Source organism: Pontibacter sp. E15-1 (assembly GCF_022601975.1).
In the GTDB taxonomy this organism is placed as follows: domain Bacteria; phylum Bacteroidota; class Bacteroidia; order Cytophagales; family Hymenobacteraceae; genus Pontibacter.
Window position 1 is genome coordinate 25,208 of the sequence record NZ_JAKVIR010000040.1, and the last position, 14,109, is coordinate 39,316.

Genomic DNA, 14,109 nt, shown 5'->3' on the forward strand with positions numbered 1-14,109 from the left:
AACCCTATGTATAAATCTCTGCTTGCAGCAATGCTCCTGGTGGTGTGCCTTGTCACTGCCGGAATGTCGCAAAACCGTAAACTCAGCACCAGCTCTTCCAAAGCGGAGCGTTTATATGAAAAGGCAGACGAGTATATCCGCAGCCGCGATTTTAACCGGGCACTGGAGGCACTGGCAGAGGCGAGAGAGAAAGACCCGCAGTTTGTGGAAGCCTATATTAAGGCGGCGAACCTGCAGAAGATGATGGGCAACAAGCCCGCCGTGTACGATCTCCTGCAGAAAGGGCTGCAACTGGTGCCGTATTCCCCGATGTATGGCGGCTACTACTTCGACCTGGCCGACCTTCAGTTTGAGCGTGGCGAGTACGCTGCCGCAAAAGAGAATTACGAGGCCTACCTTAAATCCAAGCCGAAGAACGCGAAGCTGATCGAGTGGTCCAGAAGCCAGGTGAAGACAGCGACGTACGCGCTGGAGGCCATGCAGCGGCCCGTCGACTTTTCGCCGGAGCAGTTGCCGGGCACGCTCAACCGTTTCGGGCTCCAGTACTTCCCTTATGCCACCGCCGACCAGCGCTACTTTATATATACCGCCCGGGCCAGCGCCCGCCCCGATCACGACGAGGACATCTTTATCAGCGAGCGGGTGGCAGGGGAGTGGCAGGATCCTGTTTCCATCTCCAACAACATCAACACCAGAGCCAACGAGGGCGCGGCCACCATCTCCGGAGATGGCAAAACCCTCGTGTTCACCTCCTGCAACCGCCCGGACGGGCAAGGCGACTGTGACCTCTACATCTCGTTCAGGACGGGCAAGGAGTGGAGCAAGCCGAAGAACATGGGCAGTGTCGTAAACTCCAGGGCCTGGGACTCGCAGCCGAGCCTCTCGGCGGATGGGCGCACGCTCTATTTTTCCTCTACCCGGGGCGGCGGTGTGGGCAAAGAGGATATCTGGGTGGCGCACCAGCACGAGGACGGCTCGTGGCAGAAACCCGTGAACATGGGCAAGGCTGTCAATTCCTTGGGCCGCGACATGGCCCCGGCCATCCATACCAGTGGCTCCACGCTCTATTTTGTGAGTGACGGGCACCTTGGCCTCGGCGGCCTGGATGTGTTTAAAACCAGCAAGGGAAAGAATCAGAAATGGACGGAACCGCAAAACCTGGGTTATCCGCTAAACACGCACGCTGACGAGGGCTCTCTCTTCATCTCCGCTGACAACAAAGTCGGTTATTACTCCAGGCAGGAAACCACCGACGCCGGTGTGCCCACCATCCAACTATACCGCTTCGAGGTGCCCGCCGCGTGGCGCAGCAGCGAGAACAGTACCTACGCCCAAGGCCGGGTGTTCGATAAAATCACGAAGAAACCCCTGGCTGCTCAGGTGCAGCTCTATAACCTGGAGGCCGACTCGCTGGTGGAGCAGGTAAGCTCTGACAAAATCAACGGCGAGTATACCGTGGTCCTGACGGAGGGCAAACAATATGCCCTCTATGTAAGCGCGCCGGGTTATCTGCTTAACAGTGTGAGCTTTGACTATACCTCGTCGAAAGCCCTGTCGCCGGTGGCGTTGGATGTATACCTGGAGCCGATAAAAGCCGGGGCTGCCGTGGTGCTCAACAACCTCTTTTTCGATACGGGCAGGTATGATTTGAAGCCCATCTCTAAAACGGAGCTGAATAAGCTGATCCGGTTTTTAGAGCTAAACGGGAACGTGAGGATGCAGATTGCGGGCCATACCGATGACGTGGGGACGGAGAAAGACAACCAGGTGCTCTCAGAGAAACGGGCAAAAGCAGTGGTGGAGTATCTGAGCGCAAACGGCATCGGCAAAAACCGACTCAGTTTCAAGGGCTTCGGCGAAAGCAAGCCTATTGTAGAGAACACTTCCGAAGAGAACCGCCAGCAGAACCGCCGGATAGAGATGCGGGTGCTTTAGAAATAGACACAGGTATTTAGAAAAGGACACAAGTATCAGGACACAAGACACAAGACTTTTTTATACTGAATCATCGTCTGGTAATACACTTATCAATTGATTAGCACGCGTTACACTAATCCATAAGCAAGTAAAATTATAAGCAAGCGAAGATTCCCATCTTGGGAGGGGCAGGGGTGGGTTATTTTTTGATTCTTTCTTATGAGCAAACCTACACCAAAAAGGTTTGATAGTGGCATTAGAGTTCGATGTTTTCTCTGCTCTATATGACTTATCAGACCAAAAGCCACCTGCCGTGGATTTCCTAAATCCGTGTAGACTTATCTTGATAGTGGTCTCTGCTTTTTTACTAAACTGAAATGGGGCTTGGTATAGAACGTTATACAGGCTTTCTAAAACAATAAAACCTCCAGCGCTTTTGCACTGGAGGTTTTAGATCTATACTATCTACCCGAATTTACCAGATTCTGATTCTCTCTTCCGGGGATTTGTACAGCTTGTCGCCCGGCTTCACGTTGAAGGCCTCATACCAGGCATCCATGTTTACGGGAGCACCGATGGTTCTGTATTCGCCCGGAGAGTGTGGGTCCGTCACGATCTGCTGTGCAGCGCTTTCCGGCAGAATATTGCCGCGCCATACCTGTGCCCAGGCCAGGAAGAAACGCTGATCCGGGGTAAAGCCATCAATCTTCTCATCCGACTGGCCTTGCTTGGTCATTTTAAAGGCTTCGTAGGCAGCATTCAAACCGCCCAGGTCGCCGATGTTCTCACCAAGGGTCAGCTTGCCGTTTACGTGAATGGTGTCCAGCACAGTATAGTTGTCATACTGCGTGGCCAAAGACTGCGCTTTCTCCTTAAACTGTGCCAGGTCTTTCTCGGTCCACCAGTTGCGCAGCGTACCGTCTTTGTCATACTGGCTGCCGGAGTCGTCGAATCCGTGGGATATCTCGTGACCAATCACTGCCCCGATGCCGCCGTAGTTCACCGCGTCGTCCGCGTTCGGGTCGAAGAAAGGGAACTGCAGGATACCCGCCGGAAACACGATCTCGTTCATCACCGGACTGTAGTAGGCGTTAACCGTCGGGGGTGTCATGCCCCACTTGGTTCTGTCAACGGGCTTGCCCAGTTGGCTCACCATGTCGTTGTAGCTCCATTTGTCGGCGCTGCGCAGGTTGGCAAAGAACGACTTTCTGCTGATCTCCAGGCCATCATAGCTTTTCCAGTTGTCAGGATACCCGATTTTTGGGGTGAAGGCATGCAGTTTCGCCAGCGCTTTTTCCTTGGTCTCGGCGCTCATCCAGTCCAGGTTGTTAATCCGGATCTCGTAGGCTTTGATCAGGTTCGAGATCAATTCCTGCATCCGTACTTTTGCCTCTGGCTTAAAGTGCTTCTGCACATACAGCTGGCCCAGCAACTCGCCGATATTGTTGTCCGTCAGCGACGACATGCGTTGCCAGCGCGGCGTCTGTACCTTCTGCCCCGAGAGCGCCTGCGCATACGCGAAGTTCGCGTCTACAAACGGCGAGCTGAGGGATGAGGCGGATGACTTCAGCACATTCCACTGCAGGTAGGTTTGCCAGTCAGCAATGGGCGTGCTGGCCACAAGACTGTTCAGCTCTGTAAAGAACTTCGGGTTGTTCACCAGAATCGTGTCCTCGCCGGTTACTTTCAGCTTCGCCAGCATCGATTTCCACTCAATATTTGGCGTGGTTTTGCTGAAGTCTGCAACCGAGAACTTATTGTATGTTTTGTACGGGTCGCGCATTTCCACGCGGGCCATCTGCGCCGCGGCCATTTGCTTCTCCAACTTAAAGATGGTTTCGGCGTGCTGCTCGGCCTTTGCCTTCGGAACACCCGTCAGGGTAAACAGTGTGGTGATGTAGTTTTTATACGCTGCCTGAATTTTGGTGCTGCGGGCATCATCTTTCAGGTAATAGTCGCGGTCGGGGAGGGTGGTTCCGCCCTGGCTCAGCTGCGGCACCATGTTGTTTACGTCCTTGCGGTCCTGGCCCACATAAAAGCCAAACATCGGCGAGGCAAACCCGGTGGATTTCAGGTAGGCCACCTCGTTGAGCACATCGCTCACATTTTTCACTTTGCCCGTTCGTTTCAGGTCAGCCTTGATGGGCTTGTAACCGGCTTTCTCAATAGCGGCACTGTCCATGGCTGCGGCATAGAAATCGCCCACGCGCTTTTCTACGGAACCTGTGGCGGCCTTATCGTTGGCGGCGGCCTCGTTCAGGATGCTCCGCACCGCATTGATGTTAAAATCGCGCAGCAGGTTAAAACTTCCCCAGCGCGTTTCTTTGGCCGGAACCGGGTTGTTCTTCAGCCATGTGCCACTGGCATAGGTATAAAAGTCGTCACCTGGCTTCACGTTCAGGTCCATGTTGGCCTTGTCGATGAATTGGTCCTTGCCTTTTTCCTGTGCCGTGGCGGCGGTGCCGTATAGGGCGGCGGCACCAAAAAGTAATAGTCTCAGATGGTTTTTCCAGTTGGACATGCTTTTCATGTTAGGTGTATAAAGTGAGTTTAAGGTTAAACGTAGTCTGGTAGCTTGCGCAATGAACAGGATGTGAACACGAGTTTTGTGGCTCTAAAGTAAGCATAATGCCTGATTTTTGAGTGCAAATTTTAGCACACTTCAAAGTGAGCAGAATTGGTGATTGGCCCAAAATTGAATTCTAGCTGGTTGGGTATAGTATCATTTGCCATACTAAATTATTCAATTGTATAATTTAAGAGGGTATAGAAACCCGATTTTCAGCGTTTGAACAGCAATAAGCAAGCCAGAGTGAGGTGAAGCGTAGACTAATTCAACGCGATCGCGGTAATATCGCGGTGGTATCAAGATTTGAAACTCTTTTTTTTCATAGCCTGCTTTACGCTCCACGCCTGGGGTAGGGGCCCTTCTTAAGCTGGGGCGCGTTTTCCCGCTCGGCGCTGTGTACATTTCCTGCCTAACGGCTGCCACTGACGTGGCACCGGAAATCTACAAGAAGAGGGCCCCTACCCCCGGCACCTCCCAGAAAAACTGGGAATCATTTTGCTTTGTTCTGACATTAGAATACCCTCAATGGCTATAAACTTCATTTTGAAGTTATTCAAACTTAAGTAATTCCCGAATTCACGTTAATTCAATTCGATTTGCATCCGGGTGTACATTTTGTGGTGAAAGTTTGGGGGTAGACGAAAGAGGAGGGGGTATAAAAAACCATCCTGCAAGCAGCCAAAAACGGATACCTACAGGATGGGAACGCCCGTTGGAACGGGCAAAATTTTGAGGTATGCGATTAGAAGCTGTTTTAAAACCTATTCGAGAGCTATTTTAGAAACAGAGACTATAATCATAAAGGCCATTTCTGCGGCATTTAACCACTTTTAAGGATTTCTACTTTCCCGCTTGAATAGGTTTTAAAACAGCTTCTTAGGGTTTTTGGAGATATTGCAGCACTTCCGTGTTACCCTGCTGATGCGCCAGATCAAGGGCGGTGAGGCCGCGGGCATCTTTTACGGATAGGTCAGCTCCGCTCTCCACCAGGATCTTCACCATTTCGTTCTGGCCAAACATGGTGGCAAACATCAGGGCAGTGCTCCCGGTGCTGTTTTGCAGGTTCAGGTCTGCCCCATGCTGGATCAGGAAGCGCGCCACCTCACCATGCCCCTTGAAACACACGCCCATAAGCGCAGAGTTGCCGGCAAAGTCTTGCGCGTTTACGTTCGCGTTATTCTCCAGAAGCCACTTCGTCGCCTCCAGATGCCCTTCATAACTACTCAGCGTCAGGGGAGTGAAGCCGTTGCCATTTTGGGTGTTAACGTCTATACCGGTAGCAAGAACTTCCTTCAGGGAGGCGACATCACCTTTGCGGGCGGCGTCAAAAAGCAAGTCTTCCGGTCTGCTGGAACTGAAAGTCATGGTATGGGTATGTTTAGCGTTGAAAACCTTAATACCATCGTACGCCGGAAAATGTTTACGTCCCTTCCCATAAAGCCGCATTCAGACAGAAAAAGTGCTGCGAGTTAAGCCATTCTATAGCTTAGTTCGCAGCACTTCATTTTGTTAAGCCGGGAAATGTGACTGGGAGTTTTATCTGGCCGGTCGGTCGTTATTAACTTCTATCCAATGGCCGTCAGGGTCCTGAAAGTAGATTTGCTTCACACCGTCTACGCGCACAGTGGGGGCCTTGGCGGTGCCGGGCCAGTTGGTATAGTCGACGGTATGCTTGTCGAGGTTCGCTATAAAATCATCGATAGACCGGACGCTAAAGCACAGGTGATCGTTTTTGTCGGGTGTCACGTCGCGCGATGCGCCCTGAATCAAATGCAGTTGCCCGGCCCTCCCTAGCGTGAACCAGGTATGTCTCCCGTCCTTAAAAGGCTCTGGTATCTGCTTCAGTTGCAATACATCCTCGTAAAAGGCAGTGCTTTGCGCCAGGTCATGCACGTATATGGCTATGTGGTTTAACAACAGCACTTCTTCGGCGCGGGCAGGCCGGATTTTGCTGGATTGGGCGCTGGCCGCAGGCGCCGCTGCAAAACCAAGCAGGCATAGCAAGGCGATTTTCGTCAGTTTATTCATCGTTACGATTTTTGAAGCAGGCAGCATACCTGGAACAGCGGTGCTAGCGGCAAGATGATTTTTGCATACCGCACTTCCAATAAGCCAGCCATACATAGAACGCCTAAAGTAAGCAAAAAAAGGATTTAGCACACGGGATACGACAAAAGTTTTAACACGTATGGCTGCTTATTTCGCTGGCGAAGAACCCTGAGGTTTCTTTGCTTTGGCCTAGAACTTTTGGTAGCTCAGGTCACCGGTCCGGAACCAGCGATAGCCGTAGGCATCCAGCGTAATGCGCTGCCGGCCCTTGCTGTCGGCAACAGCCTCGACATTCGCCATCAGGTCAATCAGCTTGTCGCCCTCTTTTTGACTCAGGTCCAGGATGATCTCATGCGGTTTCTCCTCAAAATTATGTACCACGACCAGCGAGTTACCTTTCCAGCTGTAGCAGATACCCAATACCTGTTCGCACCCGGTTTTCAGCAGTTGCCATTTTCCCCAGCCAATCTCGGGGCACTCTTTGCGGAGTCGGATCAGGGCCGTCATCCAGTTCAGCAGCGAGTCGGGGTCGCGGCGCTGGTTCTCCACATTGATGTGGTGATAGGCATAGGGGCCCTCGTCGATGATCGGGTGCACCAGCTTGTCGGCCCTCGAAAAACCCGCCTGATGGTCGTCGGACCATTGCATGGGCGTCCGGACGGCTGTGCGCTCCTTGAGGCTCAGGTTGTCTCCCATCCCAATTTCGTCGCCATACCGGATCACGGGGGTGCCCGGCAGGGAGAACATCAGGCTATAGGCAAGCTCGGTTTGCTGCCTGCTGCCCAACATCGGGGAGAGGCGGCGGCGGATGCCCCGGTCATACAGCTGCATGTTTTTATCCGGCCCAAACCGACTGAAGACTTTTTGCCGCTGCTCCTCGGTCAGGCGGCCCAGGTCCAGCTCGTCGTGGTTGCGCAGAAACTGTGCCCACTGGGAGGTGAAGAACAGGTCTTTTGTCTCCTCAAGCGCTTTTGCAAGCGGGGCTGTGTCGGCCGAGGCGAGGGCATAAAACACGTGCTGGTTCACGTAGAAGTTAAACATCAGGTGGATGCCGTCGCCTTCCTCCCCAAAGTATTTCTGGCTTTCCTTTGGCAGCACGTTGGCCTCACCCAGCAGAACGGCGTCTCCGCGCCGCCACTGCAGGAAGCGCCGCATCTCGCGCAGGTACTCGAACTTCATCTTGGGCTTTGCCTTGCCGGGGGCGGGCGTCTCCAGTATAAACGGCACGGCGTCTACGCGGAAACCGGCCACGCCCAGCTCCAGCCAATAGCCCATGATGCGCTGTATCTCGGCCCGCACCTCCGGGTTGTCAATGTTCAGGTCTGGCTGAAATTTGTAGAAACGGTGGTAGTAGTAGGCCTTCGCCTTCTGGTCGTAGGTCCAGGTGGCCTCCTGCACGCCCGGAAACACCATGCCCTCGTTCCAGTCCGAGGGCTTTTCCTCAGACCATACATACCAGTCGCGGTGCTTGGCGTCCTTGCTGCTGCGGGCATCCTGAAACCAGGGGTGCTGGTCGGAGGTATGGTTCACCACCAGGTCGATGATGACCTTGATGCCGCGCTTGTTGGCCTGGTGCATGAACTCTACAAAGTTGCCGCTCGACCCGTGCCGGTGGTCCACGCCGTAGTAGTCATACACATCATAGCCGTTGTCCTGGTTGGGGGTGGGCTGGAAGGGAGCGAGCCATACCGTGTCGATCCCGAGGGCATGGAGGTAGTCGAGGCGGCGTGCGAGGCCCTCAAAATCACCGGTGCCGTCGCCGTTCACATCCATAAACGTCTCGAGGTCGAGGCTGTAAATCACTGCGTTCTTGTACCAAAGGTCTTCAATCATGGCGGGAGGTATATTTTGCAAATGCGTTAAACTGATGGTGCGCGCCAGGCCCCTTTTGCGTGGTGAGGCGCACAGCCATTATACCCGCGTTAATTTTTAAGGGTTGAATAAAAGGCAAATTTATCCGTTCTTTGCAGCTATATGTCCCTCTCCATCACATCCCTCAACTCAGGCAGCAATGGCAACTGTTATTACATCGGAAACGACCAGGAGGCTGTGCTGGTGGACGTGGGCATCTCGTGCCGCGAAACCGAGCGCCGCATGGCGCGCCTCGGCCTGTCGATGCACAAGGTGAAGGCCATATTCGTGTCGCACGAGCATTCAGACCATATCCGGGGCATACCGGTACTGGCCCGCAAGTATAAGCTGCCGGTATACATCACCCCTTTTACGCAGTTAAATTCCCGTCTCAGCTATGAGGGCGTAACTGTCTTGCCGTTTGTGGGGTATGAGCCGGTATGGGTGGGCAGCCTCTGCGTCAGGCCCTTCCCGAAACTGCACGACGCCGCAGACCCGCACAGTTTTGTGGTAAGCGGCGAGGGCGTCAACATCGGCGTGTTCACAGACATTGGCTCGCCTTGCCAGCACGTGATCCAGCATTTTCAGGAGTGCCATGCTGCTTTTCTGGAAGCCAACTACGACGATGCGCTGCTGGACAAAGGGCGCTATCCATACCACCTGAAGCAGCGAATTCGCGGCGGCCGCGGGCACCTTTCCAACAAACAGGCCATCACGCTATTTACGGGGTATAAACCTGACCACATGAGCCACGTGCTGCTGGCCCATCTCTCGAAAGACAACAACTGCCCCAACCTGGTCAAAGAGCTGTTTACTGCCCACGCGGCGGGCACAGAGGTTGTGGTGGCCTCGCGCTTCGTGGAGACGCCTGTGTATACCATACATGCCGCAACAGGTATAAACCTGCGTCCCATCACGCGTCCGGTAATTCCTGAGCAGCTCAAGCTTGCCTTCTAAAATCCATACCCTGGCGGCTCGGCCGCTTTCGACTCATCTGTAATACAAAAGCGCGCCGCTTCCGGCCATTCGCGGCTGTTCGCTACATGCATTCCCGAATTACCTGCCTGTATAGTTTCCCGGTTCTGCTGCGCTAAATTTTAGCCCTTCCGGAAAACTCAATTCACACAAAGTGGTAAAAGAGGTGTTAAAACTTTGGGTGTCCGCCTCGGCTATCGTAATTTTAGTGTTGGAGAGGCTATCCCGAGAGGGCGGCTCTGCCATTTTATTAAATTTATATAATCTTATTGCAATGAATGACTATCTGGGAAAAGTGTATTTCCAAAACACTGTGCAGGACTATCTGATCGTGTTGGGCATCATTCTGCTTGGGCTACTCCTGATTGGGCTTTTCAAGCGGGTTGTCCTGACGCGGCTGCAGAAACTGACCGCGCACACCTCTACCTCTATCGACAATTATGTGGTGGAGGGTATGGAGCGGTTCGGGGTGCCGGCACTATATATTACCTTACTTTACGTGGCCGTCAATTACCTGGTGCTGACCGAGAAGATGCAGAATGTGATGCGCATCGCCGTCACGGTAGTGGTGACGGTGCTGGTGATCCGGTTCATTTCCACGGCGATCATGTTTATGCTGCGCTCCTTTGTCCGGAAGCAGAGCAATGGCGAGGAGAAGGTGAAACAGCTGGGTGGCCTGATGCTGCTCATCAATGTGATGATTTGGTCTATCGGCCTGGTGTTCCTGTTCGACAACATGGGCTACGATGTCACCACCGTGATCGCTGGTTTGGGGATAGGCGGTATCGCCATTGCCCTGGCCGCGCAGAACATCCTGGGCGACCTTTTCAATTACTTCGTGATTTTCTTTGACAGGCCCTTCGAGGTCGGCGATTTTATTATCGTGGACGACAAGATGGGCGTGGTGGAGTATGTCGGTATCAAAACCACCCGGCTAAAAAGCCTCTCCGGTGAGCAGCTCATACTATCCAACAGCGACCTGACCAGCTCCAGGCTGCATAATTACAAGCGGATGCAGCGCCGCCGGGTTGTCTTCAAGATAAACGTAACCTACCAGACGCCGATGGAGCACATCAAAGAGATTCCGGTTCTGATAAAGTCGATCATACAGGCGCAGAGCAAGACAGAGTTCGACCGTTCGCACTTCAGCGCGTACGGCGATTCCAGCCTCGATTTTGAGTCGGTATACTATGTGCTGAGTTCAGACTATACCACGTATATGGATATCCAGCAGGCCATCAACCTGCGGATTTTTGAAGAGTTCCAGATGCGCGGGATAGAGTTCGCTTACCCGACGCGCATGCTTTATGTGCAAAACCAGCCGTTAGAAGAAGCGCTTTAAAAAAAAGCCTTTCCGCTTCAGCTGCATCAAACGATATACTTAACTGGTATGGCTTATTGCTCTATACTGCACAGCCATACCCTACATCAGGAAAATTATGCAATACAGAAAACTAGGAAAAACAGGATTTGAGGTGTCGGAAGTGTCGTTGGGCACCTGGCAAGTGGGCGGCCGCTGGGGCGAGCACTTCAGTGAGCAGACTGCGGAACGCATCATCAACGAGGCCATTGACGCGGGCGTGAACTTTATCGACACCGCCGACGTGTACAGCGACGGCGAAAGCGAGGCCGCCGTGGCCAGGGTGGTAAAAAGCCGCTCCGAAAATGTATACATCGCCACCAAGTGCGGACGCCAGATTCAGCCCCATACCCCCGAGGGGTATACCGCGCAGCGCCTGATCGGCTACGTGGAAGACAGCCTTCGGAACATGAAAACCGATACCATCGACCTGATTCAGCTGCATTGCCCGCCCACCGAAATCTACAACCGGCCCGAGATATTTGAGGCTTTTGAGCGCCTGCAGGAACAGGGCAAAATCCGGAACCTGGGTGTCAGCGTGGAGTTGGTGGACGAGGCGCTGATGGCAATGAAATACCCCAACGTGGCGACGGTGCAGATCATCTATAACATGTTCCGCCTCAAGCCCAGCGAGGCGTTTTTCGCAAAGGCCACCCAAAACAACGTGGGCATCATCGCCCGCGTGCCCCTGGCAAGCGGGCTGCTGACCGGAAAAATGAGCCAGGACACGACGTTTAGCGCTGAAGACCACCGGAATTTCAACCGCAACGGCGAGGCATTCGACAAAGGGGAGACTTTCTCTGGCGTGGAGTATGACCTTGGACTTGAGGCGGTGGAAGCCCTGAAGAAACTGTTCCCGGGAGATAGCCCGCTGGCGGCCTGGGCTATCCGCTGGGTGCTGATGGCCCGTGCCGTAAGCACGGTTATACCGGGCGCCTCCAAGCCGGAGCAAGTAGCATCCAACATCAAAGCCTCGGAGCTTCCGGCCTTATCTGCGGAGCAAATGCAGGGGGTTGAGGCTATCTACGACCAGTATATAAAGCCAAGCGTGCATCCGCAGTGGTAGGGGTGTTTCGATACAAGTAGCACGACTACATACAAGTAGCACGACACACGACACACGACACACGATTTTATTCGTCAGGCTGATTGCTTTTGATCTTTAAGGAAATTAGACTGTAACCTATAATAAACTCTTTTGATGCAACCGAAGAAAGTAGTGGTGGCTTCCCTGAACCCTGTCAAAGTGCAGGCCGCGCTGGAAGGAATCAGGCGCATGTTTCCAGAGGAATCTTTCGAAGCTATACCCCGATCTGTGCCCTCTAACGTGGCGGAGCAGCCCATGACGGATACCGAGACCTTAACCGGGGCCGTCAATCGGGTGAACAACGCCTTTGACACACACCCGGACGCTGATTTTTGGGTTGGGATAGAGGGCGGCGTGGCCGGGATGGATGGAGAACTGACGGCGTTTGCCTGGGTAGTGGTGCGCTCCGGCGGCCTGGTGGGCAAGGCACGGTCGGGCACCTTCTTCCTGCCGCGCGCTGTAGCCGACCTGGTGGCGCAGGGCATCGAGCTGGGTACTGCCGACGACATGGTGTTTAACCGCAACAACTCAAAACAGGCGGGCGGTGCCATCGGCATTCTAACAGCAAATGCCCTCGACCGTAAACAGCTCTATGCGCAGGCAGTCATGCTTGCCTTGGTGCCGTTCAAAAACGAACCGCTGTATGCTGGCACAGAGTCCGCGGCACAACGTTAGGAATAACATCATGTAACCTGGGGTATAATTACTCCACTTGAAAACAAACACATGCGGTATAAAACACTTGGGAAATCCGGGATTGAGGTAAGTGAAGTGAGCTTCGGCTGTATGTCGCTGGGGGATGACCAGGCGCTGAACACGCAACTTCTGCAGCAAGCCCTGGAAAAAGGCATTACGCTTTTTGACACGGCTGATCTATACCAACAGGGGCAGAACGAGATAACCGTGGGGAATGCCTTGAAAGGAATGCGCCAACAGGTGGTGCTGGCCACCAAGGTAGGGAACCAGTTGCGCCCAGATGGCAGCGGCTGGGACTGGAACCCAACAAAGGCTTATATCTTGCAAGCTGTTGAGAAAAGCCTGCAGCGCCTGCAGACAGACTATATCGACCTCTACCAGCTCCATGGGGGCACGCTGGAAGACCCGGTTGACGAGACCATCGAAGCCTTTGAGACACTGAAGCAACAGGGAAAGATCCGGGCATATGGTATATCTTCTATCCGTCCCAACGTGATCCGGGAGTATGTGAAGCGCTCGTCCATCGCCTCCGTGATGATGCAATACAGCCTGCTCGACCGCCGTCCGGAGGAATCCTGCTTCGGGCTTCTTCAGGAACATAAAATCGGGGTGCTGGCACGTGGGAGTTATGCGCAGGGGCTCCTGCTGGGCAAGCAGGCAAAATCCTACCTGAACCGCTCTGAGCAGGAAGTGACTGATGCGGCAGCAGCCGTGCAGCGTGTGGCGGGTACCGGCCGTTCGGCAGCAGAGGTGGCCGCGGGCTTTGTCTTGCACCAGCCCGCAGTAACATCGGCCGTGTTGGGTATCCGCACAGCAGCGCAACTTCGGGATGCCATGCAGGTAGCGGAAGCCAACCCGCTTCAGGATGCCGAAGCAGACGAACTGATGGCTAAAGTGCCAGCCAATTTGTACGAGCAGCACAGGTAACTCACCGCAATAAGATTTGTTTGTTGAAAACCATCTATACCCTTAGCAGGCCGCAAAGGGTATAGATGGTTTTTTTATTTGGAGGGGTATGGCGGATTTTTCGTTCAGGAACATCCATCCAGACTTTCTTTCAAAGGGGTATGTGTGCCAGTTAAAGACTCGCTTAAAGAAAGGACTATGTATGGAGTAGGGAGCTTCTACGGGGGGTGGTTCAGCTATAGACAAAAAAAAGATGGCTCCTGCGTGAGGAGTCATCTTTTAATTTGAAAATTTTACTTTTCAACTTTTAGCCGTTTTTTTATACGGCCCCATAGGGGCAGCGGTTTTCCGGAAGCCAAAGATTTTCCATTTATTTTTTAATATCTTGGCCAGATACACGGTTTGCGGCATCAGATGCAAGAAAAGTAGGTATAAATTGGCGTGAATCAGCCCGATAAAAAAACAAGCTGGTTTGATAAACAGGCTATATGGCCAGTTATACCTCCACGAAGGCGCTTAACTATTTTTTGAGAGGAGGGGTGCCCGAGCCTGTAACGGCAGCTTGCCGTATAGAGGTGACGATACCGTATAGCTATAACCTAACGCATGCAATCTTTTCTCCTGCTCTTAGAAGCTGTTTTAAAACCTATTAAGCCCTTTTTAACATTATAGAGATCATCGCCAAATAGACCATGCTCT

10 protein-coding genes are annotated in these 14,109 nt (G+C 53.2%); 6 read left to right on the forward strand and 4 right to left on the reverse strand.

Going from position 1 to position 14,109, the window contains the following annotated elements; translation table 11 throughout:
• Nucleotides 1-6 precede the first annotated feature (6 nt).
• The gene (locus MKJ04_RS21360; RefSeq protein ID WP_241644013.1) at nt 7-1,935 is read left to right on the forward strand and encodes an OmpA family protein; all 1,929 of its coding nucleotides are present in this window, start codon (nt 7-9) and stop codon (nt 1,933-1,935) included.
• A 457-nt stretch (nt 1,936-2,392) separates the two neighbouring features.
• Here MKJ04_RS21360 and MKJ04_RS21365 read toward each other — a convergent pair whose 3' ends face one another.
• The 4 genes from MKJ04_RS21365 to MKJ04_RS21380 form a co-directional block, all read right to left on the reverse strand.
• Complete coding sequence (locus tag MKJ04_RS21365; RefSeq protein WP_410896841.1) at nt 2,393-4,447, reverse strand: M13 family metallopeptidase; 2,055 nt, start codon at nt 4,445-4,447, stop codon at nt 2,393-2,395.
• Between the two features lie 915 nt (nt 4,448-5,362).
• Complete coding sequence (locus MKJ04_RS21370; protein ID WP_241644015.1) at nt 5,363-5,851, reverse strand: ankyrin repeat domain-containing protein; 489 nt, start codon at nt 5,849-5,851, stop codon at nt 5,363-5,365.
• A 171-nt stretch (nt 5,852-6,022) separates the two neighbouring features.
• Nucleotides 6,023-6,514 carry a VOC family protein gene (locus MKJ04_RS21375; protein WP_241644017.1) on the reverse strand — a complete coding sequence of 164 codons (492 nt, stop codon included), beginning with the start codon at nt 6,512-6,514 and terminating at the stop codon, nt 6,023-6,025.
• Between the two features lie 210 nt (nt 6,515-6,724).
• Entirely contained in the window at nt 6,725-8,368 is a 1,644-nt protein-coding gene (locus tag MKJ04_RS21380) for an alpha-amylase family protein (protein WP_241644019.1), read from the reverse strand.
• Nucleotides 8,369-8,509: 141 nt separating this feature from the next.
• On the opposite strand from MKJ04_RS21380, the gene MKJ04_RS21385 reads away from it, so the two are divergent.
• From MKJ04_RS21385 to MKJ04_RS21405, 5 genes are all read left to right on the forward strand, one after another.
• On the forward strand, nt 8,510-9,343 hold the full coding sequence (locus MKJ04_RS21385; RefSeq protein ID WP_241644021.1) for an MBL fold metallo-hydrolase: 834 nt from the start codon (nt 8,510-8,512) through the stop codon (nt 9,341-9,343).
• A gap of 292 nt (nt 9,344-9,635) precedes the next feature.
• Nucleotides 9,636-10,703, forward strand: a complete 1,068-nt coding sequence (locus tag MKJ04_RS21390) for a mechanosensitive ion channel family protein (RefSeq protein ID WP_241644023.1) — start codon at nt 9,636-9,638, stop codon at nt 10,701-10,703.
• 97 nt (nt 10,704-10,800) lie between these two features.
• Nucleotides 10,801-11,787, forward strand: a complete 987-nt coding sequence (locus MKJ04_RS21395; protein ID WP_241644025.1) for an aldo/keto reductase — start codon at nt 10,801-10,803, stop codon at nt 11,785-11,787.
• A gap of 135 nt (nt 11,788-11,922) precedes the next feature.
• The gene (gene yjjX, locus MKJ04_RS21400; RefSeq protein WP_241644032.1) at nt 11,923-12,483 is read left to right on the forward strand and encodes an inosine/xanthosine triphosphatase; all 561 of its coding nucleotides are present in this window, start codon (nt 11,923-11,925) and stop codon (nt 12,481-12,483) included.
• Nucleotides 12,484-12,534: 51 nt separating this feature from the next.
• Nucleotides 12,535-13,431 carry an aldo/keto reductase gene (locus tag MKJ04_RS21405; RefSeq protein ID WP_262918117.1) on the forward strand — a complete coding sequence of 299 codons (897 nt, stop codon included), beginning with the start codon at nt 12,535-12,537 and terminating at the stop codon, nt 13,429-13,431.
• The last annotated feature ends 678 nt before the right edge of the window (nt 13,432-14,109 follow it).